Below are 25,291 nucleotides of genomic sequence, written 5' to 3'. Positions count from 1 at the left end.
GTACCTGTCGGACTGCATAGAATCGGATATTCCTCCGAAACTACGCGGTCCGACGGGGCTACCCAGTCGCCCGCGTTATTCGTGTAACGATGAGCGGGGGTGTATACGCTCGCCTGCTTTTCTTGCTAACATCGAAATGAATCGACATTAAACCGTCGGTAAATCCAAGCTGTACGATAAAAGCTGATGGTAAGTGGATTGGCGTCCCGTGGGCCGTCGTAGCCATAAAATTCCAGCTATGGCCGTAGCGCTGGTAATCATGCTGGGGCTAGCGCCCTTGAGCGCCCATTCTGCCGCGGGTGCCGATAACAATATCTGCGACCCGCTTGCCGATTATTATCTCGGGCTGGAAGACTATCCGAAAACGCTCGAGCTTCATCAGGCGATAATTCGCAAGCATCCGGATTTCGCCTTGGCCTATTATCATCTGGGCTTTGTATACGGCGCTCTTGGTGACCGTCGGCGTGAGCTGGCGGACTATCAGAAGGCGGTCGATCTCGGGTTGAATGACTGGGATTTGTTTCTCAATCTTGGCCGCTTATATTTCGAGACCGGGCATTTTGCAGAAGCGCGCGGCGCGTTTCGGATCGCAACGCTGCTCGGGCCCTACAGGCCGGAGACTCACTATAATCTTGGGCTGGCTTACGAGCAGACCGGAGAGTTGCAGAAGGCCGAGCAGGAAATACTGCAGTCGCTGAGAATCAAGCCGCATCACGCCGATGCGCGCAATACGCTCGCAACTATCTACGCCGAAGAGGGCAACTATGCGCGCGCTCATGAGGAGTGGGAAGAACTGAGCCGCGCGGATCCAGCATACCAGCCGGCGGAGAAGAACCTCGCGATTTTGCGGCAGGTCGAAGGCGAGAAAGCCGTTAGCGCGGCGCGAGCGGGCAATTTTGCCAAAGCGCCTTGATCCGCCGTCGCGCAGTTTTCTGTATGTCGCGCAGTTTTCTGTATGTCGCGCAGTTCTCTGTATAGTGTGGGGAGATGGGGAAAACGATGGAAGATCGGTGGGGCGGGTGGTGTAAGGGTATCAGCTTTCTGATCGCGCTAGCGGCGCTGGGCAACGTTCAGCCGGCAGCAGCCCGGACGCAACTGCATCGGCGCCACCATATTGCTCATCACCGTCGGCATTACCCCAGCGTGCCTCTGTATCACGCCGAGTTGCTAATAGATGCCGACGGTGGGAACGTTCTGTACGCGCAGAATGCATCAATCGAGTGGCCGCCCGCCTCGATGGCCAAGCTGATGCTGATGGCGGTGGCGGAGGACGAGATTCAGGCCGGACATTTCAGCTACGAGGATCCGGTGCGGATTTCGGCGCGTGCCGCCGCCACCGGCGGTTCACGCCTGGGGCTGCGCGAAGGCCAGGTCTATCCGCTCGGCGAGCTGATGAAGGCGGCGCTGATCCGTTCGGCGAATGACGCGGCGGTCGCCGTCGCCGAGAAGATCGCGGGCTCGGTCGAAGCCTGCGTTCAGAAGATGAACCAAAAGGCGCGGGCCTTGCGGATGGACAATACCTACTACGGGACCGTCGAAGGACTGCCGCCGGTGCCGGGCCATGATGTCGATCATACCACTGCGATCGATCTCTCGATTCTGGCGCGCGACCTCGTTAACAATACGCATCTGCTGCGTTGGACTTCGATGGAGACTGCGCCATTCGATGACGGCCGCGTGATTCTACGTAATACCAACCATCTGGTCGGACATCTGGACGGCTGTGACGGACTCAAAACCGGTTTCACGATGCGGGCTGGGTTCAATTTGACGGCGACGGCCAAACGCGGCGATATGCGTCTAATCTCGGTCGTGCTGGGCGCGCCGTCTAATCCGGAACGTTTTATCCAAAGTGCACGGCTGCTCAATTGGGGCTTCGACAATTTCGCCAAAGTTCATCTGCTCAATCGCGGACAGCCGCTGCCGGTGCATGTGCAGGTGGAAGCGGGCCCCTCGATTCAGCCGGTAGCGGAAGAAGATCTTGCGTTGGTGCTGCCTAAAGCCCAGTTATCGAGCGTCAAACTCGAGTACAGCGTGCCGGCGACCGTGCCGGGTCCGCTTGCCAATGGCGCAGCGCTCGGTCAGGTTATAGTGCTCGATGGCGGCGGCGTAGTCTCGCGGGTCGAAGCAGTTTCGCCGCCGTCTGCAAATCCGACCATGCTGGTTTCGGATGCGGCCGCGGCAGCCAAAGCGCGGTCCGAGAATGGCGGCGGCGGCAGCTCAGAATCGTCACCCGCGCTGACTACACAAGTGGTCCCGGGCGTTGCGCAGGAGAACAGATGACACAGGCTTCGCGACAAAGAAATCGGCGTAACAGCAAGCTCGCGCGCAAGCGCCGGACGGAGCCGACTCAGGTGCGCGCGCGCAAAAAGCGCATGCGTCGTACACGGCTGCGCGGGGTCCGTTAGGCCGCCACCGCAGGCGGCAGTCGCCGCCGTCTTCTTGGCTTTATGGGCTCGGTCTCGACGCCTCGCATTGTAATCGCGGCGACGGGCAGCGGCGTCGGCAAGACCACCGTCACGATCGCGCTGATGGCGGCGCTGCGCGCGCGCGGACTCATGATCGCGCCGTTCAAGTGCGGTCCGGATTATCTCGATCCCGGTTATCACGCCCGCGCGGCGAGAACCGCCTCGCACAATTTGGACGGTTGGATGATGGGCCGTGAGGGCGTCGTCGAGACCTTTGCGCGCGCGGCGTGTGGCGCGGATATCGCGATTATTGAAGGGATGATGGGTCTGTTCGACGCGGCCGCGCCGAACGCTGACGAGGGTTCCAGCGCCGAGATCGCCAAGTGGCTGGGTGCGCCGGTGATTCTGGTGGTCGATGCGTCCGGGATCGCCCGCACGATCGCCGCGATTGCGCTCGGCTTCGCGCGCTTCGATCCTGCGCTGCGCGTTGCCGCGATCATCTGCAATAACGTTGGCGGCCGCGGCCATCTGGAGCTGCTGCGCGAGGCCGCGCCGGAAATTCCGATCGTTGGTGGTTTGCCGCGGCGCGCGGATGCCGGATTTCCGGAACGTCACTTGGGCCTCGTCGCCGCAAATCACGCCGGCCTGCCCGACGCATCCTTCGAAGCCTGGGGCGCGCTGGCCGCCGAGTGGTTCGATCTCAAGACGATTCTAGAGCTCGCGCGATCGGCGCCGGCAGTCGCGTGCGAATCCGCGAGCGCGCCGGCCGCCGGTTTGCGGCGATGCCGAATCGGCCTGGCCAGCGACGAGGCCTTCCATTTCTATTACGTCTATAACCTCGCCCTACTCGAGAAGCTCGGCGCGGAGATCGTCCGCTTCAGCCCGATCCATGATCGTGAGCTGCCCGCGATTGATGGGCTTTATTTCGGCGGTGGCTACCCTGAAGCCGGAGCCCGTGAGCTGTCCGGCAACCAATCGATGCTGGAGGCGATTCGCCGCTTCGCCGCGGCTGGCGGTCCGATCTACGCCGAGTGCGGCGGCTTGATGTACCTCACGGACGGCATCCGGCTGCTCGATGGGGCGACCTTCCCAATGGCCGGATTGATTCCGTCGGTCGCCGTGATGAGTGAGAAGTTGCAAGCGATCGGGTATGCCGAGATTGAGACCGTAGCGCCTTCATTTCTTGGTCCGCGCGGAATCCGCTGGCGCGGCCATCAGTTCCGCTACTCGACACTCGAGCCGGCGCCGCCGTCGACGATCGAGCGCGTCTACCGGGTGGCGCCGCGATGGGGCGGCGCGCCGTTCGCCGAGGGTTTCCAGCGCGGCAGCGTGATCGCGTCGTATGTGCACGCACATTGGGCGTCGAATCCGGTGGTGGCGGAAAATTTCATCGCAGCCTGCGCGGCCTGGAGCGAGAGCCGCCAAGCCTGACCTATGAGACTGGGGCTTCTTCGTCCATTCACTTCAAACTAGAATATGACGCCGTGACCACGATGAAGGACTCGTCCGGCGGAAACGCCGCGCCATATACGCTTGAGGGCTGGTTCGTGCTCCATCAGTTTTTCCGCATCGAGCTGAAGCAGTTCGCACAGGTGCCGGCAAGGGAACGCGCGGTGATGGTCGAGGAGGCGGAGAAGGCCTTCGACGCGATGAGCCGGCGCGAAGCGGGCCAGACGGCGCTATTCGGTCAGCTCGGCCACAAAGGCGATCTAATCGTGATTCACTTTCGCCGCACGCTCGACGAACTCCGCGAGGCCGAACACGCGGTTGCGCGTTTCGCGCTGAGCCGCTTCCTCGAGCAAACTACTTCGTACCTATCCGTAATCGAGATTGGACTCTACGAAATGACGGTGAAGCTCCACGCCGAATTGGCCGCGCGCGGGGTCGCGCCCCATTCGCCAGAGTGGGATACTGCGGTCGCAGCGGCGCTCGCGGTGCAACGCGAAAAACTCGCCGAGCGCCTGTCACCGCGCATCCCCGATCGCGCCTATGTCTGTTTCTATCCGATGAACAAACGCCGCGCGGGGGCAGACAACTGGTACATGCTGCCGCTCGCCGAACGCCAGCGTCTGATGCATGAACACGGGATGATCGGACGGCGCTACGCCGGCCGCGTCAATCAGATTATCTCGGGCTCGATCGGCTTCGACGACTGGGAATGGGGTGTCGATCTTTTTGCCGATGATCCGCTGGTCTTCAAGCAGTTGGTCTATGAGATGCGCTTCGATGAATCGAGCGCGCGTTACGCCGAATTCGGTCCATTCCATGTCGGTAGGCGGATCACTCTGAGCGACTCGGCAGGACTCGGCGGCGGCGCGGGCAAACCCTGAAAGCTCGCGGCGACGAATCCTTTCCGAATTCTGCGGCTTTCAGGCGAACGCGCGCAGGCTCAGGCCGCGCGCCTGCGCGCGAAACGGCTCCGGCAGCGGGACTTCCTGGGCGTCGCTCCAATTGGTTTCGAGCCGATAGAAGTCGCGCGTCGGTTCAAAGAAGAGGTGGATTACCAGATCGTTGTAATCGAGCGCGATCCAATGGCCGTGGTTGACCCCTTCGATCGCGAGCGCATGAAAGCCCTCGCGATCCATCCGCTCCTCGATGCCGCGCGCAATCGCCTGCACCTGCACGTCCGAGCGGCCGGTGGCGATCAAAAAATAGTCGGCGATGGAACTCAGATGCGCCACCTGCACGACGCGGAGGTCGTAGGCCTTTTTTTCGAGCGCGGCTTCAACCGCAGCGAGCGCCTTCGCCAGGGAATCCACTACGCGTCAGTAGAGTCCGTGCCGCTCGATATACTCGGCGACGTCGCCGGGCACGAGATAGCGAATCGATTCGTGCGCGCGGATTTTGGCCCGGATGAGCGTGGCGGAGATGGGGAGAAAGGTTGTCGCGACAAAGGCCAGCGTATGATTGCTCGGATGCACGTAATGATCGTCTGATTTACGGTAACCGAAGCGGGCGAGCGCGGCAAGAGAGATCTTACCGGCCGTCGCCGCGCTGGGACGGCTGTGAACGACGAGATTACACGAGCGCGCCAATTCGTCGCAGTCCTTCCAGGTTTCGAGTTCATTGAACTGATCGCCGCCGACGAGCAGGTAAAGCTCATTACGTCCCCGCGTGGTCTCGGCGAAATGGCGCACGGTGTCGATCGTGTAAGACGGTCCGCTGCGCCGCAACTCGGCGTCAGAAACCATGAAATGACGGTTGCCCTTGGTCCCGAGTTGAGCCATGCGCAGGCGATGATCAGGCCGCGCCAAATCGTCGTGCGGCTTGTGCGGCGGCGCCGCGGCCGGAATGAAGTAGACGATTTCGAGCGTGAGCGCCTCGCGCACTTCCTCGGCGGCACGTAGGTGGCCGAAGTGGATCGGATTGAAACTGCCGCCGAACAGACCTATCCGCATGGCCTTATCCGCATGATGCCGGGCCTGCGCCCTTGATGGCGCAGCGTCTCACCGACGCACCTGACCGTCACCGCGAATGACGTACTTGTAGGTCGTCAGCTCGCGCAGGCCCATCGGGCCGCGCGCGTGGAGCCGGTTGGTCGAGATGCCGGTCTCGGCGCCGAAGCCGAACTCGAAGCCGTCGGTGAAGCGCGTCGAGGCGTTGACGTAAACCGTGGCGGAATCGACCTCGCGTTGAAAGCGTTCGGCGGCCGCGGGATCGTCAGTGACGATCGCGTCGGCGAGTCCGGAGCCGTGGCGCGCGATAAAGGCGATCGCCTCGTCGAGCGAATCGACCACTTTAATCGCCAGGATCAGCTCGAGATACTCGGCGTCCCAATCCGCGTCAGTCGCCGGCCGGGCGTCGGGAATGAACGCGCGCGCGGGCGCATCACCGCGCAGCTCGACGCCCGCCGCGGCGAAGCGCAGCGCGATCGCGGGCAGAAAGGCCGGCGCGATCGCGCGATGCACCAGCATCGTCTCCATCGCGTTGCAGACCGACGGCCGGCTGCACTTGGCATTGAAGCAGATCTCCTCGGCCATCGGCAGGTTCGCTGCACGATCGACATAGGTATGGCAGATGCCGTCGAAGTGCGGGAGGAGCGGCACCGCGGAACCGTGCAGCGCAGCTTTCAGCGCGTTGCCGCCGCGCGGGATAATCAGATCGATCAGATCCGGATGGCGTTTGATGATCTGGATCGCTTCGCGATCCGGACTACCGATGAACATCACGGCGGCCGGGTCGAGTCCGGCGCGCGCGAGCGCGTCGGCAAGCAGCCGGGCCAACGCCGCATTGGTCGCCAGCGCCTCACGCCCGCCGCGCAGCACCACCGCGTCGCCGGCCTTGAGGCAGAGGACGCCCGCGTCGATCGTGACGTTGGGACGCGACTCGTAGACGATCGCGATAACGCCGAGCGGCACGCGGACCTGCGCGATCGCAAGGCCATTCGGCCGCGTCCAGTTCGCGATCGTCTCGCCGACCGGGTCGGGCAGCGCCGCGACTTCCTCGACCCCGCGCGCCATCGCCGCGATGCGATCGGGATTCAGCGTCAGACGTTCGACGAACGCGCCACCCTCGCCGGCCGCGCGCGCCGCAGCGACGTCGGTGGCGTTGGCGGCAAGCAGCACCGCGGTCGAATCGCGCAAGGCGCGTGCGAGATGCGCGAGCGCATCGTTCTTCTGCGCCGTGCCGGCGAGCGCGAGGCGGCACGCGGCGTCCCGCGCGGCCGTCAATCCACCGACGATCTCAGTTTCGAGATTCATGCTCAGTCTCGAGACTCATGCGAGTTCTTCGAGCAGGACGAAATTGTTGCGATGAATGATCTCGTCGGCGACCTTGTAGCCCAACAGCCGCGCGATATCGGCTGAACGTTGGCCCTTGAGCCGGGCGACATCGATTGAGGGATAGTTGACGAGGCCGCGGCCGAATTCTACGCCGGCGTGGTCGAGCAGGCTGACGCAATCGCCGCTGGCGAAGTCGCCGCGAACCTCGCGAATGCCGGTGGCGAGCAGGCTGCGCCCCTTGCGCCGCAGCGCTTCCGCCGCGCCGTCGTCCACCGCGAGCGCGCCGGCCGGGCGCAGGGCAAAGGCGATCCATTGTTTGTGGCCCTTGAGCCGCGTGCGCGACGGCAGTATCAGCGTGCCGATCTCGCGGGCCGGATCCATCGCGGCGCTGAGCGTGCCGGCCTCGCGGCCGGGTGCGATGATCACGCTGATCCCGGCCTGCGCCGCCTGGCGCGCCGCTTTGAGCTTGGTCGCCATCCCGCCGCTGCCGAGCGGTCCGGCGCTCTCGGCGACCAGCCCGCGCATCCCGGCTTCGGCGTCGGTGATCAGGGGAATCAGGCGGGCATCGGCGCGTTTGCGCGGGTCTCCGGTGAGCACCCCGGCGACGTCACTCAGAATGATCAGCAGGCCCGCCTGCACCATGCCGGCGACGAGCGAGGAGAGTACATCATTATCGCCCATGCGGATCTCTTCGACGGCGACCGTGTCGTTCTCGTTGACAATCGGCAGCACGCCGGCGGCGAGCAGCGCCTGAATGGTGTGGATCGCGTTGTCGCGGCGCTTGCGCTCCGCGAGGTCCTCATGCGTCACGAGGATCTGCGCCACGGTGCGGCCGCGTGCGTCGAAGGCCTTGGCCCACTGTCGCATCAATTCGATCTGGCCGGTGGCGGCGGCGGCCTGCCGCTCGGCCATCGAAGCGCCACGGCGGCCGAGACGCACGCGCCCGGCGGCGATCGCACCCGAGGTCACGAGCACGACTTCGCGGCCCGCGCGGATGATCGCATCGATCTGCGCGGCCAGATGATCAATCGTTGCAATCTGCAGGCCGTCGAGGTCCGACAGCACTGCGCTACCGACTTTGATCACTATGCGCCGCGTGGGCTCGATCAACGCGGGTTTGTAATCTACCTGGGACATTCGAGCGCTACCGCCTCCGCCGCTTTCAATCTGCAAGCGATCCCGGCGACCAGCGGCTCCAGTCCCATTTCTTCGGCGGCGGAGATTACGAAGACTTCGACTCCGGTGCGGGCGCGCAACTTGAGAGCGTGATCGGCGGCGACCGCTGCCGAAACCAGGTCGAGCTTGTTCAGGGCGATCAGCGCGGGCCGCGTCAGCATCTCGGGATCGAAAGCTTCGATTTCGGCGCGCACGGTCGCGAAATCGGCGAGCGGCTCGGCCGCCGCGTCGAGCACATAGACGATTACGCGGGTACGCTTCAGATGCTTCAAAAAGCGGATGCCAAGGCCGCTTCCCAGATGCGCCCCCTCGATCAGTCCCGGGATGTCGGCGACGCTGAAGGCCTCCTCGGCGCTGAGCTGCACGCGGCCGAGGTTGGGTGTCAGCGTGGTGAAAGGGTAAGCGGCTATCTTCGGACGCGCCGCGCTCAGCGCGGCGAGCAGCGTTGATTTCCCGGCGTTCGGCAGCCCGACCAGTCCCGCTTCCGCCACCAGCCGCAACTCCATCCGCGCCCAGAGCTGCACACCGGCGGTGCCGGGTGTCGAAATCTGCGGGGTGCGATGGGTTGACGAGACAAAGTGCATATTGCCCTTGCCGCCGATACCGCCCTGCGCGACTATCGCACGCTCACCCGGGATCGTGAGGTCCGCGATTATCCGCTCGGTCGCTTCGTCGGAAACGACCGTACCGGGCGGCACGCGTACGACGAGGTCGTCGCCCTGACGGCCATACTGCTGCTTGCCGCGGCCGGATTCGCCGTCGCGCGCGATCAGCCGCGGCTTGTACTTGAAATCGAGCAGGGTCGAGAGGCCCTCGTCGACCTCGAAGATAACGCTGCCGCCGCGGCCGCCGTCGCCGCCCGCCGGTCCGCCGAACGGCCGGAATTTTTCGCGCAGGAAAGCAATCGCGCCGTCACCACCTTTGCCCGCCTGCACATAAACCCGCGCTTCATCGATAAACCGCATCTGCGCGCAATTATATCAGCCGGACGAGCCTGAGGGACGCCCCCTTGTGGGCGCGATCATGCGCGGCGCAGTCGTCTGCCGCACGGATGGGATCAGCTCAAGGCCGACAGCTCAGCGGACTTCGCCTCAGCGATCGCTGGTCCATGAGGGATCATAATTCCAGGAAGCTTCGGAGTAAGCCGCGAATGTGCGGAGCGGAGCCGTATTCGGCATAAGGTAGTCGCTGACTTGCTCCGGCGCTGCTGTGCGCGACAGATCTTCGCTGAATTGTTCGGTGCTCGCTTCATCCCCGGTTTGGGCGAGCGCGCCTGCGCCGGGGCGGTAAGCGAGGTTTTGGGCCGGCTCCCACGAGCGCGCCAAGGGCAGGACAGCGAACACCGCGACGGCCGCGGCGATCATGCGGCGGCGGACCAGTTGGCGCCGCTGTTCGAGGCGCGCCCGTGCAATTACGCGGCGCGCGAAATCAACGGGCAGGACCACTTCTGGCATCGGGATGCTGCGGACGGTTTCATCCTTCATCAGATTCACCCTCGAGCATAATTTGCTGCACGCGACGGCGGGCGCGGAAGAGCCGCGACTTGATCGCGGCAAGGCTATCGCCGGTGATGCGCGCGAGGGCCTGATAGCTCCACGAACCGTCACGCACCAGGGTCAAAAGCTCGCGTTGATCATCGGGCAGGCGTTCCATCGCGCGCGCGAGCGCCACGCTGCGGGTCTCGGGATCCGCGTCGGATGGTGCGCTGGCAAGTTCGTCGTGCCAGCGCTCCCACGGGACCAGGAAACGGCGTGCGCGGCGCCGGCGTAAATGGTCGAAGCAGGCGTTGCGTGCGATGCGCATCAGCCACGGCTCGAAGAGTTCGGGCTGCTTGAGGCGCGGCAAACCGCGCACCATCTTGACGAAAATCTGCTGACAGAGATCCTGCCAGTCGGCGTCGCCCCCAACGAGCGCGATTACGGCGGCCGCGACGCGGCGTTGGTAGTCGCGGATTAGTTGCTCGAGCGCGGCGTCGTCGCCGCGCTGCGCATCCTGCACCGAATCGAGCGGCTCATACTCTGTGGTCACGCCAATGCTCTTCGCCGGTTTCAATTGGCTGGTCTCAATGCGCCGGTCTCAATCAATTGCTGCTTGGCTCTCAGCCGTCAAAGATTTGCGATCGGCGCCCGCAGGAGGGACGCCGATCATGCCGATTAGCCCGTAACAAGCCAACCGGGAGTCTATACGATTTGTTACTGGGGAGCGCCCTCCGGCGGAGGCGGCGGCTCGTCGCCCATCAGGGTCTGGAATTGGGCGCGCAACGATTTGAACTTGCCGTGCAGCTCTGATGCCTGCGCCAACTGCGCGGGCGTCAGGACGGCGCGAATCTTCAGCGCCGTCGCGAGCATATCCTGGTCGAGTTGCTGATGAACCTGGCTTGCCTGCTGCTGCAACGGCGCGATGTCGGTTGCGGTGACGCTTCCAGAACTCAGCAACTTGTCGGCAATCTGATCATGAATTGAGTGAAGCTGCGTCATCAGGGGCTGGGCCTGGGTGGAATTCGCCTCCATCAGCTGCTGGACCTGGGTCTGCTGAGCGGCGCTGAGGTTGACGTGACGGAGCAGCATCATCATGGGCATGGGCATCGTGCGGCCGAAGCCCGCAGGTCCGTGACAGTGGGGCTGGGCGAACGCCGCGGCGGGGATCGCGGCGGCAAGGCAGAGTGAAAGCAAGAGTGTCTTGAATCGCATCGTGACTGAGGCCTCCTTGGGCGGCGGTTCTAATGATTAAGACGGGTCATCAGCCTAAAGGTTTCGAGCGATAATTTGCCGATGTAAAACTCGCGTACCAGTGAAGCGCGGTTGCCGCGCGGAACGAGCAGGCGAGTCTTAACCTTGGCCGCGTGTCCAGTGGGTGGCCGAATCTGCGAGGCTCAGCCAGAGGTGAATCCTCCGCGCCTAAAGCTGCGTCAAAAATCCTAATCACGGCGCTATTAGTGCGCTTGGCGACGCACTCGCTACTTGCCGATGCAAAATTCGCGGAAGATGGCGTCAAGCAGGTCTTCGTTCGAGATGACGCCGGTCAGGCTCACCAGCGCGTCGGCGGCAGCCGCAAGATCGACCGCGACGATTTCGGGCGGCATCGCCGCGAGTGCAGAGTCGCGCGCAGCCGCAAGTGCCTCGACGGTTTGCGTGAGGGCTGCGCGATGGCGTTCGCGGGAAATCGCGATGCCGTCGCCGGGCCCCGCGCCTGCGGCCAGACGCTCGAGCGCGGAGGTCAGTGCCCCGCGCAACTGCCCGAGGCCGAAGGGCGTCGTCGCTGAAAAATCGACCAGCGGCAAAGTCAGGCCGCGCCTGCGCAATTCGTCAGCGTCGAGCGCTTGCATAAGGTCGCGCTTGTTGAGAATGGCGACGCCCGCGCGACCGGCGGTGGCCCCGACAACGTCGGCGTCGTCGGAGTCAAAGGGGCGGGCGGAATCGAAGACCGGAAGCAGGAGGTCGGCGCGGACGGCCTCGTCACGCGTGCGCTCGATGCCGATGCGTTCGACGTCGTCGCGGCCTTCGCGAATTCCTGCGGTATCGGCAAGGACGAGCGGCCACGGACCGAGATTGACCGCATCCTCGATAACGTCGCGGGTGGTGCCGGGAATCGGGGTCACGATCGCACGATTGGCGCCCAGCAGCAGGTTCAGGATGCTCGATTTGCCCGCGTTGGGCTTGCCAATTAGCGCGGCGCGCGCGCCCTCGCGCGCCAGCCTGCCGCGGGCGAAGCTGTCGCGCAGCATCCGGATGTCGGCGGCAAGGCCTTCGATGTCATCGGCGATGGCGCGACGCGACGGCAGCGTCAGGTCTTCGTCGGCGAAATCGATCTCGGCCTCGAGATGCGCGCGGATGGCGAGCAGACGGTCGCGCAAGCCGCTGACGCGTTCGGCGAGGGCGCCACCGAGCTGCGCGATAGCCTGCGCCAGTGCGGTCTCGCCGCGCGCGTCGACAAGGTCGGCTATCGCTTCGGCGGCGGTCAAGTCGATACGGCCGTTGAGCCAAGCGCGGCGGGTGAATTCACCCGGTTCGGCCAAGCGCGCGCCGAGGTCGGCGGCGAGGCCGAGGATGCGCCCCACCAGATAGACGCCGCCGTGGCAATGGAGTTCGGCGACGTCCTCGCCGGTAAGGCTGCGGGGCGCAGGAAAGAAGGCGCACATCGCGCGATCGAGTCGCGCGCCGCTATGCGGGTTGCGGATTTCGCCGAGGCGCAGCGCACGCGGGGCGGGCTCGGAAGAGTTCAGCGGATGCCAGAGGGCGCGGGCGATCGCGAGCGCGCGGGGGCCGGAAAGGCGCAGGATCGCGACGGCGGCGCGGCCGGGCGCGGTCGCGCTCGCCACGATGGTGTCGGCGACGTACATCGCTCAATCTTGTCACCGCCGAGCGCGACGAAGAATCCCGGTTTACCTGATGCTTGGGATATTTATGACGGTCGAACGGGTGGTGGAGATCTTCGCTGAAAAGGGGCGGGCGATGCGCTAGAATAAGCGGCGGAAGCGTCGCGTCTAACACAATCAAACTGCTTGGTTTCGGGTGAATTTCCGGGATGGCTACAGCGTTTAACCAGATCTCGCGCAAACTTTTCGGCTCCAGAAACGATCGCGAATTGAAACGGATGCGGCCGTCGGTTGATCGTATCAATCAACTCGAGCCGGAATTCGCCAAGAAAAGCGCCGACGAGTTGTGCGCACTTATCCAGGATTGGCGGACGCGGCTGAGCGGGATTGAAGACCGGGAAGAGCGTGAAGGCGCCATGTGGGACCTGCTCCCCGAAGTCTTCGCCGCCGTGCGCGAAGCCGCCAAACGCACGCTCGGGCAACGCCACTTCGATGTCCAGCTCATCGGCGGCATGGTGCTCCATCAGGGCAAAATCGCTGAGATGAAGACCGGCGAGGGCAAGACCCTCGTCGCCACGCTGCCCGCGGTGCTTAACGCGCTCGCGGGCCGCGGCGTCCACGTCGTCACGGTCAACGACTACCTCGCGCGGCGCGACTCGGAGTGGATGGGGCGTATCTACAATTTCCTCGGCCTGAGCGTCGGCGTGATCGTTCACGGCCTGACCGACCCGCAGCGCAAGGCCGCCTATGGCTGCGACATCACTTACGGCCAGAACAACGAATTCGGCTTCGACTACCTGCGCGACAACATGAAGTTCAACCTGGAGGAGTACGTTCAGCGCGAGCATTACTTCGCGGTCGTCGATGAAGTCGATTCGATCCTGATCGACGAGGCCCGCACTCCGCTGATCATCTCCGGCGCCTCAGAGGAATCGACCGATACTTATTACGTGGTCGATCGCGTCATCCCGCGGCTCAAGCTCGAAGAGCATTACACGGTGGATGAGAAGCTCCGCACCGTGGCCCTGACCGAAGCGGGCGTCACGCGCGTCGAGGAGCTGCTCGGCGTGGACAATCTCTACGACCCGCGCAACATCCTGATGCTGCATCATGCCAACCAGGGGCTGAAGGCGCACGCGCTGTTCAAGCGCGACGTCGATTACGTCGTCAAAGACGGCCAGGTCGTGATCGTTGACGAATTCACCGGCCGCCTGATGCCCGGGCGGCGATGGAGCGACGGACTCCATCAGGCGGTCGAGGCCAAGGAGAACGTCAAGATCGAGTCAGAGAATCAGACCCTCGCGACCATCACCTTTCAGAACTATTTCCGCATGTACAAGAAGCTTTCGGGCATGACCGGCACGGCAGACACCGAGGCGGTCGAGTTCCGCGAAATCTACAACCTCGAAGTCATGGTGATGCCGACCAATCAGCCGATGGTCCGGGTGGACAATCATGACGTGGTGTTCAAGACCGAGGCTGAGAAGTTCGACGCGGTGGTCGAAGAGATCAAGGACTGCTATGAGCGCGGGCAGCCGGTTCTGGTCGGCACGGTCTCAATCGAGAAGTCGGAGCGCGTCGCGCACCTGCTCAAAAAAACCGGCGTCAAGCATCACGTGCTGAACGCCAAGAATCACGAGCGCGAGGCCGAGATTGTGGCGCAGGCCGGACGGCACAAGGCGGTCACCATCTCGACGAATATGGCGGGCCGCGGCACCGATATCGTTTTGGGCGGCAATCCCGCGGGTCTGGCCGCGGCTGAGGCCGGCACGCGCGATCCGGATGATCCGAATTTCCAGGCGGCGCTCGAACGCCATCGGCTCCAATGCGCCGCCGAGCGTGAACAGGTATTGGCGGCGGGCGGCCTGCACATCCTCGGCACCGAACGCCACGAGTCGCGCCGCATCGACAATCAGTTGCGCGGACGCTCGGGACGGCAGGGCGATCCGGGTTCCTCGCGATTCTATCTGTCGCTCGAAGATGACCTGCTGCGCATCTTCGGCGCCGATCGCCTCAAAGGGCTGATGGGCGCCATCGGGATGGAGGATAACGAGCCGATCGAGCATCGTTGGATCTCCCGTGCGATCGAGAACGCGCAAAAGAAGGTCGAGGCCCATAATTTCGACATGCGCAAGCATCTGCTGGAATACGACGACGTGATGAACCGGCAGCGCGAGGTGATTTATCATCGCCGCCGCGAGCTGCTCTCCGGCGCGCCGCTCAAAGAGGACATCCTCGAGATGTGCGACGATCAGCTCGAAGAGATCGTCAACGCGCACGTCGACAACGATAAGGATTTTGACGACTGGGATTGGAAGGAACTCGAAGAGGCGACCTTCAAGCAGTTCCGCTTCCATCCCAACTTCCGCGAGAGCCTGAACGGCGCCAAGCTCGACGGCCCTGACGATCTGATCGAGATTGCCAGGGAGCGCGTGCATCAGCTTTACGATCAGCGCGAGGCCGAGTTCACTGAGCCGATAATGCGGCAGATCGAAAAGTTCGTGATGCTGCAAACCCTCGATGGGCTCTGGAAGGACCATCTGCTCGCAATGGATCACCTCAAGGAGGGCATCGGCCTGCGCGGCTACGGGCAGCGCAATCCGCTGGTCGAATATCAGAAAGAAGGCTTCGACATGTTCGAGGCGATGATGCGGATTACGCGCCAGGACGTCGTCGAGAAGGTGTTCTCGGTGCAGGTGCGCCACGAAGCGGAGGCGGCGCCGGTCGAGCAGGTTGCGCCGCCGCGCCCGCAGCGGGTGGTGATGAGCCACGGCTCGGAGACGGTGAACGCGGAGTCGGTCGCCGTCAAGCGCGACGGTGACAAGCTCGGCCGCAACGATCTCTGCCACTGCGGCTCGGGCAAGAAATACAAACGCTGCCACGGCAAGTAGCGCTGGGCACGCCGCCCGCCGCGCGCCGCTTGCAGGCGACCATCGCTAACAGATTAGATTGCGCGCTGGAGGAATGCCGATGGAGGTACGACTCGAGCCCGCGATCGTGCAGGGCTTTCGCTTTGCCGGCGTCGCGGCCGGGCTGCGCAAGGAGCCGGGGCGCAAAGACCTCGGGATTATCGTCGCCGACGTGCTGGCGGCGGCCGCGGGCGTCTTCACGACAAATCGCGTCAAAGCCGCGCCCGTAGTTGTCGCGCAGGAGCATCTGCGCGGCGGGCGGCTACGCGGTGTCGCGGTCAATTCCGGCTCGGCGAACTGCTTCACCGGCAAGCGCGGCCTCAAGCTTGCGGAGGATTCGGCGGCGAGCCTCGCGCGCGCATTGAGCTGCGACGCCAAGCTGATCGCGCCCTGCTCGACCGGCGTGATCGGCCATCCGTACGATCTAGCGAAATACCGCGAGGGCATCACGCAAGCGGTCGCGCAACTCGACGCCGGCGCGCTCGCTGACTTCGCCGCCGCAATCATCACGACGGATACGCGGCCGAAGATGGCGTCGGTGCGGCTCAAGCTCGGCGGCGCACAGGTAACAATCGCGGGCTGCGCCAAGGGCGCCGGCATGGTTCAGCCGATGATGGCGACGATGCTGGCGTTTATCGTGACCGACGCCGCGGCCAGCGCCGCGCAACTGCGCACGATTCTCAAAGCCCTGCTGCCGCATAGCTTCAACGCGATCACGGTCGATGGTGACATGTCGACCAACGACACGCTGCTGCTCATTGCGAGCGGCGCGGCGCATAATCGCGCGCTGGCCGGCCGCGAGCTCACAGCCTTCGCGAACGGCGTCGAGGGCGTCGCCGCCGCGCTCGCACGGGAGTTAGTACGCGACGGCGAAGGCGCCACCAAGCTCGTGACGATCGAGGTGCGCGGCGCGCGCAATCCGCGCGAGGCCGAGCGCGTCGCCCGCGAAATCGCGAACTCGCCGCTGGTCAAGACGGCGTTCTTCGGCTGCGACCCGAATTTCGGCCGCATCGCGATGGCGGCCGGCAAGGCCGGCGTCGCGCTCGATCTCGATCGGCTCGAGGTCAGTCTCGGCGGGATCAAGATCGCGAGCCGCGGCGCGCTCAACGTTGAGGCGCTCGCCGCCGCGAGCGAACGGATGAAGGCACCCGAATTCGGTTTGGTGATCGATCTGAAGCAGGGCAAGGCCGTGGCCCGCGTCACGACCTGCGACCTGAGCTACGACTACGTCAAGATCAACGCCGAATATACAACCTGATGAGTTGCTAGCGGAACGGGCCGGGTTCGAGGGCGAGCCAGGTCGTCAACGCGGCGGTCGTAGTGTGGAAGGCGAGCTCGGGCCAGGGGATTTCATCCGGCGCGAAGTAGCGGACTTCGGTCGCTTCCGCCGAGAGGCCCGGCGGCTCGAGGCCGGGTCGCGCGAGGTAGACGGCGACCGCGACAGCTGGGTTCGCCGGATCGCTGAACAGGCCGGCCAGTTCGCCAAGCGCCACGCGCATCCCGACTTCCTCGACGGTCTCGCGCAGCGCCGCCTGTGCGGGAGTTTCACCGAGGTCGACGTAGCCGCCGGGAAAGGTCCATTTACCGACCTGCGGCATGATCCCGCGGCGGAGCAGCAGCACGCGGCCGCGCTCGATGACGAGGCATCCTGCGACCAGTTTGGGTCCCGGAAAATCGACGTAGCCGCAATTGACGCAAACCTTGAAGCGTTTGCGATCGGGTAAGACTTCGCGCACGCGCATCGCGCCGCCGCAGAGTCCGCAGAAGCGGATATTTTGCGGATGCTGATGCTGGATGTGATGGTTGGCCATAACTGGCCGCTCGTCGTCGATTTGGTTAGGCATAATTTTAGAAGGTGAGGCGGCGAACCAGCGCCTCGGCGATCAAAAGTATCATAGCAGTTACGATCAGCCACGGACTGAGCGAGGCCGTCTGCTCGAACAGCGGGCGCGAAATCGCCAGTTCACTCGGCGACGGATTGAGCCGGCCATCGGTGGCGGAGGCCAGATGCTCGAGCAAGCCGTAGTTCGGTGCGGGGCGCGGCAGTTCCGCGTTGACGGCGGGGCTGACCGAATAGGCGAGCGGCGGGAAGGTAAGCTCGCCGCTGCCACGCGGCGCCCTGAGCTCGATATTGTAGGTCCCGGGCGCGGCCGCCTCGAAGCTTGCGCCGAGTTCACCCGGCGCCCGCGGTGAAAGCGTGACATCGAACCGGGTGCGATCCGGCGCCGTAATCGTAGCGTCGAGCGGACGGCTCGCCACGCCCGACTTGTCGCTGTAATCAGTCAGATTGACGGTGATGCGTCCGGCCATGTAGCCGAGCGCGACGGCAAACTTCTGCGCCTGCGGAGTTTGCGGCGTCATCCACGCAATCATCTTGTCCCACAACGGCGCGTAGATGTCGTCGCGAATCCAGTCGCCGGACCAGCGGCCGCTGGCGTCGGTGGTCATCGCGAGAGTCTTGCCGGCGCCATGCTTCCAGCTCGCCAGGATCGGATCGCGGCGGCCGTCGCTGTTGACGTAGAGGCTCAGCGTCGCGCCGGGCTTCAAGTCGGTCGCGACGAAGCCTTTGAGCGGCGGCCACTGCCGCCCGCCGAGTTCCTTGAGCACCGGGTCGGGGGTAACCCCGTATGGCGTGAAGCTTTTTTCGACCATTGTGGTGTCGCCGCCGCCGCGCTGATGGACATCCTCGACGAAGAGCTCCGGCAGGTCGCTTGCGCTGTCGGTCTGATAAAAGCCGCCGCCGCCGTATTTGGCGATCGCTTCGAGCAGCGCCAAATTTGCTTCCCGCCCGACCGCGATCGTCGAAACTGTCGCAGCGTTGTCGTGATGCATCGAGGAGACGAGGTCGTAGTACATCGCGGCGGTGCCGCCGGTCTCGCCGTCCGTCAGGATGACGACATGCTTGATCGCGGCCTTGCTCTGCGCGAGCGTGCGGTCGGCTTCTTCGAGCGCGGGCAGCAGATAGGTCGTGCCGTGCGCGGCGAGGCGGCCGATCAGACTCGCGAAATAGGGCCGGATTTGGCTCATCGGTTCGAGCGGGATGATCACGAACGGCTGCGAGTCGAAGCCGATCACGCTCAGCAGGTCGGAGTCGCCCAAGGTCTTGCCGACCGTCAGAGCGGCGGCCTTCGCGTAGGTGAGCTTGTCGTTGCGCCCCATCGAGCCCGACTTGTCGATGATCAGCACCAGCGCGCGCGTGCGCTCGTGCCGCTCGGGCGGCTTCATCACCACCGGCATGGTCTCGGCGATCGCGCTGCCCGCATAGCCGCCCAGGCCGAAGCTCTGATCGCCGCCGACCATCGCGAGCGAGCCGCCGCCGTTGACGTATTCGACGAGTGCGTTTTGCGCCGCCGCCGAAAGCCGCGCGCGCGGCACATTATTCAGGATGACCGCGTCGTAGCCCTTGGGGCTGCCGCTGTAGTCGCCGCCCGCGAGCGCCACCACGGTCGGCGCCAGTCCCATCCGCCGCAGCGCCAGTTCAAGATAACTCGCGTCGCGGGAATTGTCAGATAAAATCAGCACCTTGCGTTGCGCGCCGATACCGGTCCAACCTTCGAGCGAATTATCCTCGGGGTAGGTATCGAGCGCGGGGTTGGCGGGCTTGAAGACTGCGCGATACGACGCCAGCCCGGATTCCTCGGCCCGCACCGCGAAATCGAAGCGGGTCTGTCCCGGCGCGAGCGTGACCGTCCGCTGATCGATCAGGCGGGCGTTTTGATAGAGCTCGATCGTGCCGCCGGCTGCAACCGCGTTGAGGTTGCTGAGCGTAACCCCGATCGTGAAGGGCTCAGCCTTTTCCAGCGCGGGCGGGAGCGCGAGCTGCGTCATCGCGATATTCGGGATCGCTTCGGCGCCGGGCGGAGTGAAGATAAAGAGCCGGATACCCGCGGCGCGAACGGCATCGAGGGCAGCATCGACATTGCCGCGATTCTCCCAGCCGTCGGTGACCAGCGCGATCGTGCCATCGTGCGCGGCCGGGTCGGCGGCCAGCGCGGTCAGGGCCGCTTCGAGATCAGTCGCGTCGGCGCCGCACTCGACGCAACCGGCGGGCGAAGTCAAAGCCGCCGTGGCGCTCCCGAACGTCCCCGCCGCGGTAGTGCGGGCGAACATCGTGACCGGATCGAGATCGTGGAGCTTAAGCTGATCGCGCAGCAATGCGATGGTGTAGGCGCGCATCGCAGGGGTGATACTCGCTGACGCGTCAACCATGACCGGACGGGTCACGCCCTCGGAATGCGTGACGGCCTGCGGATCGGCTAACGCCGTCACCATCAGGGCCAGCGCGAGCGCGCGGATCAGCGGCGCAAGCGCGCGACTGAGGCTGCGCGCCTGCCACAGCGACCAGGCCAGCACCGCGCCGACTGCGCCTAGCAGGTAGAACGCATGTGGACGCGCGAAGTGCAGTCCGTGCAAGGACGGGATCGCGAAGCTACCGAAGGGCAAGTTCATGCTGCGACCAGTCGCCGCCGATCGCGATAGACGAACAGCGCTTCGAGCGCGACCAGCGCGATTATTGCCGCGAGCACATAAGGCGCCAGCGGGGTCCTGACCGGCGGGGCCTCGCCCGGCGCCGCGCCCACCGCACGCTCGAGCTTGATCGGCGCCACGCGGCTTAGATCCGACGCGGTGAGATCGCCCAGATTCACCGCCCGCAGCGTGCTCCCGCCAGGCCCCGCAAGACTGTAGATCCCCTGCGCGTCGGTGTTGCTGAACTGCTCGCCGCCGGCGACCGCGACGTGAGCGCCTGACGGGGTCGTGATCGCAGTAACGCCCGACGGCACAATCCAGGGTTCGCCGGTACGAAAGCCGGAACCTTGCGCGCCAAGTCCGGCGAGATGACCCAGCAGGTTGAGCGTCAGGATCGACATCGGCAGGTTTTGCAAGCCGAGGTAGGGCAACGGGTTGAAGCCGGTTGCGAGATAGCGATGGCCCTGACGATCGCCGGCGAGCAGCAGCCCGCCGCCGGCGCCACTGACCAGCGCATCGAGCCACGGATGCTCGCCCAGGTATTCGCCCGAGCGCAGATTCAGCAGCCGAAAATTGACGCCGTTGGTAATCGGATCGGTCGTGGGCCATCCGGTCAGTCGAATTTGAGACGTCGGCGCGACGGCGAAATCGAAGATCGGGTCATTCGGCGGCGGCATCACTAACAGGGTGTTGATCGCCGGAAGCTCCTTCGGTACGGCGTACTCGAAAATCGCGACGTCCGCCGCCGCCAGGTCGCGCGGAGAATAGGCGTCGGGCGTGCGGGTGGTTACTGCCACTCCCGGGATGGCTTTCAGACTCTCGCCGTCGGCGGGCGCCGGACTGACGAAGAGGATCGCAATCGTTTTCACGACTGACGCGGTTGCAAAAGCGACGTTGTCGAGCGGAAAGGCGTCGTCCGGAGTGAGTTGCGCGCGATAGACCTGGGCCGGCGGCAGATTGGGGAATTCAAGAGTGACGACATCGCCGGGCGCAACCAGGGACTGGCTGTTGGTCAGCGGCTTGCCGTCGCCGCTGATCGCGACCTTGAGCGTTTGCGCAGCCGGACTGAAATTCGCAACCGTCAGATGGGCGCGCAGCGTCGGGGCCCCGAGCGTATCGCGGCTGAGCGCGAAAGCGCCGATCGCATAATTGGCAATTGGCCCGCCGACGACGAGCGGCGTGAGCCGCGCCGGAACCGGCGTTGCGATGGGCCGATAGCTCGCGACGATGATCCGCGCCAGATGACGGTCCGCCGCCAATTGTGTCAGGAGGCTGGCGAGGGCCGCGGGATTGCCGGGGGCGTCGAGCGGGTGGAGGCCATCAAGCGCCGTCTCTGCCGCCGCCGGACCGCTGAAAGCCGGCCCCATCTGATGCGGCTGCGGGGCGCTCAGATAGAGCGTCACCGCGGCGCCGGCATTCTCCGCCTCCAGCGCCTCTCGCGTCTCGGCGATCGCGGCGGCAAAGCGGCTGCGGCCATCCGCCATCCGCACTTGCATCCCCGCCGAATCATCGATCACAACTGCGATCGGATTATCCGGGCGCGCCAGATAGGGTCGCGCCATCGCCAGCACCGCGAGCGCGAGAATCAGGAGTTCGAGAAAAAACGGCCAACTCAGGCGCGGGCGGCCGCCAAAGCGCTCCCCGCGCATCAGGTGCAACGCGCGAAACGCGAGCACGCTCGACACCGTGGCCTGACGCGGACGCTCGCGCGCGAGATAGGCGAGAATCAGCGCGGGCAAGATCGCGAAAAAATAGAGCGCCGAAGGATTGAGCAGGCCCATTACCCGCTTAGTGCATCAGACCGAGTTCGGTCGCCGCGTGGAGAAAAAAATCGTGGAAGCCGCGATCAGTGGTGTAGAGGGCGTAGCGCAGGCCGCGGCGAAAACAGAAACTCTTGATCTCCTGCGCGAGCCGCGTCAGGGTCTCGCGATATTTCGCCCGTTCGCGCGGCCCCATCGCGACGCGCACCCGCTCGCCGGTCTCGGCGTCCACCACTTCGACATCGCCGCTCAACCCCTGCCCCTCGAGCTCCGATCCGCCCAGCACCTGCACCGCGCTGACATCCATATTGGCTGCGGTGAAGAGCCCGAGCCCGCGCTCGACCGAATTAAGCATCGCGAGAAAATCGGAAATGACGAAGACCTTGCCCGCGCGCCGAATCGAGACCATCTCACGCGCCAACGCCGGCGCCAGATCAACTTCACCGCCAGGCTTGATCGAGCCGAGGACGCGGCCCAGCTCGACAATCCGATGGCGCCCATAAACGAATGCGGGCGCGGGCGGGCTGCCGGCGCCGCCGAGCACCCGCATCATCACGCGATCGCCCGCGGCCAGCGCCACGTAAGCGACGGCGAGCGCGGTCGCCATCGCCTTCTCGAATTTATGGTCGGCGGGCGGAAAGCCCATCGAGGCGCTGGCGTCGAGGAAGACGTAGGTCAGCAGATCCTCCTCTTCCTTGAACAATTTGATGTAGGCCTTGTCGGTGCGGGCGAGCAACCCCCAGTCGATATAGCGAAAATCGTCACCGGGCGCGTAATGCCGATAGTCGCTGAATTCGAGCGACGAGCCGCGCCGCGGCGACAGATGCGAACCCTTGCCGAGCCCGGCGTATTCGCGCCGCGTCTTGACCCGCAACTGTTCCAGCCGCGCGATAAATTCCGGCGTAAATTCTTCGGGCAGACCGAGCATCAGCGCGAGCGCTTCAGACGCTTGAGCGCCTGGTCGAGGATCGCCTCGGGCGTGATGTTCTCGGCCTCGGCCTGGAAGTTCCGCAGCAACCGATGGCGCAGCGCCGGCACGATCGCGTCATTGACGTCGTCGTAACTCACCGACACGCGCCCCTCTAGCAAGGCGTTGACCTTGGCGCACAGGATGAGCGCCTGCGCGCCGCGCGGACTCGGCCCGAAGCGCAGATATTGCGAGACCTCGGGAATCGCGCCCGGCCCGCCGGGCGTCGTCGCGCCGATCAGCGAAATGATGTAGCGCTCGAGCGGTTCGGCCACCATCACCTCGCGCACCAACGTCTTGAGCTCCTCGATTTTTCGCGGCGCCGCGCCCGCGTCGAAGATCGATTGCGGCTGATAGTTCACCGCGCCGGTCGTCCGATTGAGGATCTCGCGCAGTTCGTCGGGCTTGGGCGCGCCGATTATGACCTTGAAGAGGAAACGGTCCATCTGCGCTTCGGGCAGTGGGTAGGTGCCTTCGAGCTCGATCGGATTTTGCGTCGCCAGAACAAAAAACGGCGGGTCTAAACGGTAGGTCATCCCGAAGACCGTGACCTGGCGTTCTTCCATCGCTTCGAGCACCGCCGACTGGGTCTTCGGCGTGGCGCGATTGATTTCGTCGCCCAGCACGACATGCGCGAAGATCGGACCGGGCTTAAAGGTGAAGTCGCGGCGGCCGTCCGACTCGGTCAGCACCTGCGTGCCGACGATATCGGAGGGCATCAGATCGGGCGTGAACTGGACGCGCTTGAAGCTGAGCCCGAGGGCATCCGCCGAAGCCTTGACCATCAAGGTCTTGCCCAGCCCCGGCACGCCTTCGATCAGGACGTGACCGCCGGCAAAGAGCGCGGTCAGGACTTTGCGGATAACGTCGCGATGGCCGACGATTACGCGCCCGACCTCAGCCTCGGCCCGCGCGAAAATTTTCCTGAAATCGGCAACCCGTTCATTGGCTGGAATCTGTTGTTGCTGCGCTGCCGCTCCCATTTATTCTCCTTGGACTCGATAAACCTACTCTTTAACGCAGCTCGCGCCTGCCTGTCTCGTCGTCGATTCTGGGTGCCTCAGTTCAGTGATTGAGCAGCTCCCGGTAGCGCGGCGGGATCAGTTGCTCCTCGTCCGGCGAGGCGCTCAGCCGCTGCTCCTTGAGCGGCGCGTTGGTGTACGGGGTTGCAGCGCTGGGCGCGCCGGTGTCGCGCACCGTCTTGCCCTCGGCGCCGGTGGTGATGACGTCGGTCGGCAGCCTGAAGGTCACGTATCGCGCGTTCCTGAGATCTATCGCCGCGCCTTTGTCACCGATTTTGTAGTAACGCTCGTACGCAACCGCCTTGGGAAAATCTCCCAGATGAGTGTCACCCTGCGTGCCGTTGTCGTTCTTGTGCGCTGACGGATTGCCCGACGCGGGCGCGGCCTCGCTCTGCGCGAGCCGGCCCCCACCGGGCAGTTGCACGTTGCCATTCCCCTCCGCTCGATTATCCGGCCCGGGCTGACGCGGATTGCCGCCCGCCTGCGGCACCAGTCCCGCGCCGCCTTGATCCTGCTTGTCGGCCGTCAGCGTACTGTCGGTGGACTTGGATTCCTTCTCGAGTTTGGCCTCAGCCTTCGCCAGGTCTTTCTGCAAATCCGCGGACGGCGCGTTGCTCTTGTCACCCTTGCCGCCGGCGCCTGCGCCGCCTGGAGTCTTCGCCCCGGGTGAGCTGCCGGCGCCTTCGCTGCCACCGTTACCGTTGCCGCCGCCGGAGCCGCCGCCCTCGCCTTTCCCGGCAGCGTTCCCATCGCCCTTGCCGCTGCCGGAGCCCGACTGCTGGTCCGATTTGACCTGTTCCAATTTCGTGAGCTGCTGCTTAATCGCCTCCAGCTCGGCGAGTTTTTGCGCGGGCGGTATGCGCGGATTTTCGAGATCGGCAGCAACGTCGCGCGAGGCTTCGGCGATCTGCCGATCGTCGGGAGTGGCGCCCGGGCTATCCCCGCCCACCGCCAACTGCCGCAGTCGATAGGCCACGGCCTCGGTCGCGGACGGCATCCGTATCAACGCAACCGTCGCCAGCCCAATTACGATCGCGGTGGCGACGGCTAGAATCGATGAGCGGCCAATCGGCACCGCCGGCTCGAAGCGAAATGTACGGACCGGATCAAACTTCTCGAGATAGGTTATCGCCCGCCGCCACAGGATCGCGAAGAGCGGCGAGCGGTGTTCCGCGGGACGAGCCGGATCGGCGAAGGTCGCCAGCGTCAGGATCTCCTGATGGCCGCCCACCAGCTCGTCGATACGCTCGGCGGCTTGCGCAAAATCGCGATTTTTCCTCCACGCGGACCATGCCCACCAGGCCGCCGCGACCATCTGGCTAACCGCGGTCAGAAAAATCGCGGCGCGCAGCAGGCTCAGCCGATGCGGATCGATCAGACATCCCCAGCGGTTCCAAATCAGCGCTGCGATGGAATTGAGATACCAACCGGCCGCGAGCGTGACGAGGATAGGCGCCGCGGCGGCGACGATCACTCGCCACGCGGCTAACTTCGCGAGCCGGTTGCGGCTACGGGCGATAAGTTCGATCGGATTAATCACGTTAAT

21 protein-coding genes are annotated in these 25,291 nt (G+C 64.6%); 6 read left to right on the top strand and 15 right to left on the bottom strand.

Going from position 1 to position 25,291, the window contains the following annotated elements; genetic code table 11:
• Positions 1–208: 208 nt before the first annotated feature.
• The 4 genes from VKS22_13540 to hemQ all read left to right on the top strand — a co-directional run bounded on the left by VKS22_13540 (position 209) and on the right by hemQ (position 4,738).
• Complete coding sequence (locus VKS22_13540; protein ID HLW71631.1) at positions 209–913, top strand: tetratricopeptide repeat protein; 705 nt, start codon at positions 209–211, stop codon at positions 911–913.
• A gap of 86 nt (positions 914–999) precedes the next feature.
• Positions 1,000–2,283, top strand: coding sequence for a D-alanyl-D-alanine carboxypeptidase family protein (locus tag VKS22_13535; protein ID HLW71630.1), 1,284 nt, complete (start codon positions 1,000–1,002; stop codon positions 2,281–2,283).
• Between the two features lie 167 nt (positions 2,284–2,450).
• Positions 2,451–3,839 carry a cobyrinate a,c-diamide synthase gene (locus tag VKS22_13530; protein HLW71629.1) on the top strand — a complete coding sequence of 463 codons (1,389 nt, stop codon included), beginning with the start codon at positions 2,451–2,453 and terminating at the stop codon, positions 3,837–3,839.
• A gap of 62 nt (positions 3,840–3,901) precedes the next feature.
• Entirely contained in the window at positions 3,902–4,738 is an 837-nt protein-coding gene (hemQ, locus tag VKS22_13525; protein ID HLW71628.1) for a hydrogen peroxide-dependent heme synthase, read from the top strand.
• Positions 4,739–4,777: 39 nt separating this feature from the next.
• On the opposite strand, the gene rsfS is transcribed toward hemQ, so the two are convergent.
• The 9 genes from rsfS to mnmE form a co-directional block, all read right to left on the bottom strand.
• Entirely contained in the window at positions 4,778–5,167 is a 390-nt protein-coding gene (gene rsfS, locus VKS22_13520) for a ribosome silencing factor (protein ID HLW71627.1), read from the bottom strand.
• Positions 5,168–5,173: 6 nt separating this feature from the next.
• Positions 5,174–5,806, bottom strand: coding sequence for a nicotinate-nucleotide adenylyltransferase (nadD, locus tag VKS22_13515; protein ID HLW71626.1), 633 nt, complete (start codon positions 5,804–5,806; stop codon positions 5,174–5,176).
• A gap of 48 nt (positions 5,807–5,854) precedes the next feature.
• Positions 5,855–7,108, bottom strand: coding sequence for a glutamate-5-semialdehyde dehydrogenase (locus VKS22_13510; protein ID HLW71625.1), 1,254 nt, complete (start codon positions 7,106–7,108; stop codon positions 5,855–5,857).
• A gap of 15 nt (positions 7,109–7,123) precedes the next feature.
• Positions 7,124–8,266 carry a glutamate 5-kinase gene (gene proB / locus VKS22_13505; GenBank protein HLW71624.1) on the bottom strand — a complete coding sequence of 381 codons (1,143 nt, stop codon included), beginning with the start codon at positions 8,264–8,266 and terminating at the stop codon, positions 7,124–7,126.
• On the bottom strand, positions 8,254–9,270 hold the full coding sequence (gene obgE, locus VKS22_13500; protein ID HLW71623.1) for a GTPase ObgE: 1,017 nt from the start codon (positions 9,268–9,270) through the stop codon (positions 8,254–8,256). The genes proB and obgE overlap by 13 nt, the downstream gene beginning before the upstream one ends.
• Before the next feature lie 126 nt (positions 9,271–9,396).
• Entirely contained in the window at positions 9,397–9,789 is a 393-nt protein-coding gene (locus VKS22_13495; GenBank protein ID HLW71622.1) for a hypothetical protein, read from the bottom strand.
• Positions 9,779–10,357: an RNA polymerase sigma factor gene (locus tag VKS22_13490; GenBank protein ID HLW71621.1), complete on the bottom strand. Its 579-nt coding sequence runs from the start codon at positions 10,355–10,357 to the stop codon at positions 9,779–9,781. Before VKS22_13490 ends, VKS22_13495 begins: the two co-directional genes overlap by 11 nt.
• A 140-nt stretch (positions 10,358–10,497) precedes the next feature.
• Positions 10,498–10,995 carry a periplasmic heavy metal sensor gene (locus VKS22_13485; GenBank protein HLW71620.1) on the bottom strand — a complete coding sequence of 166 codons (498 nt, stop codon included), beginning with the start codon at positions 10,993–10,995 and terminating at the stop codon, positions 10,498–10,500.
• A gap of 266 nt (positions 10,996–11,261) precedes the next feature.
• The gene (mnmE, locus tag VKS22_13480; protein ID HLW71619.1) at positions 11,262–12,644 is read right to left on the bottom strand and encodes a tRNA uridine-5-carboxymethylaminomethyl(34) synthesis GTPase MnmE; all 1,383 of its coding nucleotides are present in this window, start codon (positions 12,642–12,644) and stop codon (positions 11,262–11,264) included.
• Positions 12,645–12,829: 185 nt separating this feature from the next.
• Between mnmE and secA the strand changes: the two genes are divergently transcribed.
• Positions 12,830–15,511 (top strand): preprotein translocase subunit SecA, encoded by a 2,682-nt coding sequence (gene secA / locus VKS22_13475; GenBank protein ID HLW71618.1) that lies wholly within the window; start codon positions 12,830–12,832, stop codon positions 15,509–15,511.
• 79 nt (positions 15,512–15,590) lie between these two features.
• A complete protein-coding gene (gene argJ, locus VKS22_13470) occupies positions 15,591–16,787 on the top strand; it encodes a bifunctional glutamate N-acetyltransferase/amino-acid acetyltransferase ArgJ (GenBank protein HLW71617.1) in 1,197 nt (398 codons plus the stop codon).
• A gap of 7 nt (positions 16,788–16,794) precedes the next feature.
• On the opposite strand, the gene VKS22_13465 is transcribed toward argJ, so the two are convergent.
• The 6 genes from VKS22_13465 to VKS22_13440 form a co-directional block, all read right to left on the bottom strand.
• The gene (locus VKS22_13465; protein ID HLW71616.1) at positions 16,795–17,373 is read right to left on the bottom strand and encodes an NUDIX domain-containing protein; all 579 of its coding nucleotides are present in this window, start codon (positions 17,371–17,373) and stop codon (positions 16,795–16,797) included.
• Between the two features lie 4 nt (positions 17,374–17,377).
• On the bottom strand, positions 17,378–19,978 hold the full coding sequence (locus VKS22_13460) for a VWA domain-containing protein (GenBank protein HLW71615.1): 2,601 nt from the start codon (positions 19,976–19,978) through the stop codon (positions 17,378–17,380).
• Complete coding sequence (locus tag VKS22_13455) at positions 19,975–21,777, bottom strand: BatA domain-containing protein (GenBank protein ID HLW71614.1); 1,803 nt, start codon at positions 21,775–21,777, stop codon at positions 19,975–19,977. The genes VKS22_13460 and VKS22_13455 overlap by 4 nt, the downstream gene beginning before the upstream one ends.
• A gap of 7 nt (positions 21,778–21,784) precedes the next feature.
• A complete protein-coding gene (locus tag VKS22_13450) occupies positions 21,785–22,684 on the bottom strand; it encodes a DUF58 domain-containing protein (protein ID HLW71613.1) in 900 nt (299 codons plus the stop codon).
• Positions 22,684–23,706 carry an AAA family ATPase gene (locus tag VKS22_13445; GenBank protein HLW71612.1) on the bottom strand — a complete coding sequence of 341 codons (1,023 nt, stop codon included), beginning with the start codon at positions 23,704–23,706 and terminating at the stop codon, positions 22,684–22,686. The genes VKS22_13450 and VKS22_13445 overlap by 1 nt, the downstream gene beginning before the upstream one ends.
• 82 nt (positions 23,707–23,788) lie before the next feature.
• A complete protein-coding gene (locus VKS22_13440; protein HLW71611.1) occupies positions 23,789–25,285 on the bottom strand; it encodes a hypothetical protein in 1,497 nt (498 codons plus the stop codon).
• Positions 25,286–25,291: the final 6 nt, after the last annotated feature.

The organism is Candidatus Binataceae bacterium, assembly GCA_035308025.1.
Taxonomy (GTDB): domain Bacteria; phylum Desulfobacterota; class Binatia; order Binatales; family Binataceae; genus JAJPHI01.
This window is presented reverse-complemented; position numbering and strand designations above follow the sequence as displayed.

Bases quoted from the DNA above. Each gene is read 5' to 3' on its own strand.
- VKS22_13535 (HLW71630.1), top strand. From the start codon at position 1,000: ATGGAAGATCGGTGGGGCGGGTGGTGTAAGGGTATCAGCTTTCTGATC.
- VKS22_13530 (HLW71629.1), top strand. From the start codon at position 2,451: ATGGGCTCGGTCTCGACGCCTCGCATTGTAATCGCGGCGACGGGCAGC.
- hemQ (HLW71628.1), top strand. From the start codon at position 3,902: ATGAAGGACTCGTCCGGCGGAAACGCCGCGCCATATACGCTTGAGGGC.
- nadD (HLW71626.1), bottom strand. From the start codon at position 5,806: ATGCGGATAGGTCTGTTCGGCGGCAGTTTCAATCCGATCCACTTCGGC.
- VKS22_13510 (HLW71625.1), bottom strand. From the start codon at position 7,108: ATGAATCTCGAAACTGAGATCGTCGGTGGATTGACGGCCGCGCGGGAC.
- proB (HLW71624.1), bottom strand. From the start codon at position 8,266: ATGTCCCAGGTAGATTACAAACCCGCGTTGATCGAGCCCACGCGGCGC.
- obgE (HLW71623.1), bottom strand. From the start codon at position 9,270: ATGCGGTTTATCGATGAAGCGCGGGTTTATGTGCAGGCGGGCAAAGGT.
- VKS22_13495 (HLW71622.1), bottom strand. From the start codon at position 9,789: ATGAAGGATGAAACCGTCCGCAGCATCCCGATGCCAGAAGTGGTCCTG.
- VKS22_13485 (HLW71620.1), bottom strand. From the start codon at position 10,995: ATGCGATTCAAGACACTCTTGCTTTCACTCTGCCTTGCCGCCGCGATC.
- mnmE (HLW71619.1), bottom strand. From the start codon at position 12,644: ATGTACGTCGCCGACACCATCGTGGCGAGCGCGACCGCGCCCGGCCGC.
- secA (HLW71618.1), top strand. From the start codon at position 12,830: ATGGCTACAGCGTTTAACCAGATCTCGCGCAAACTTTTCGGCTCCAGA.
- argJ (HLW71617.1), top strand. From the start codon at position 15,591: ATGGAGGTACGACTCGAGCCCGCGATCGTGCAGGGCTTTCGCTTTGCC.
- VKS22_13465 (HLW71616.1), bottom strand. From the start codon at position 17,373: ATGCCTAACCAAATCGACGACGAGCGGCCAGTTATGGCCAACCATCAC.
- VKS22_13460 (HLW71615.1), bottom strand. From the start codon at position 19,978: ATGAACTTGCCCTTCGGTAGCTTCGCGATCCCGTCCTTGCACGGACTG.
- VKS22_13455 (HLW71614.1), bottom strand. From the start codon at position 21,777: ATGGGCCTGCTCAATCCTTCGGCGCTCTATTTTTTCGCGATCTTGCCC.
- VKS22_13450 (HLW71613.1), bottom strand. From the start codon at position 22,684: ATGCTCGGTCTGCCCGAAGAATTTACGCCGGAATTTATCGCGCGGCTG.
- VKS22_13445 (HLW71612.1), bottom strand. From the start codon at position 23,706: ATGGGAGCGGCAGCGCAGCAACAACAGATTCCAGCCAATGAACGGGTT.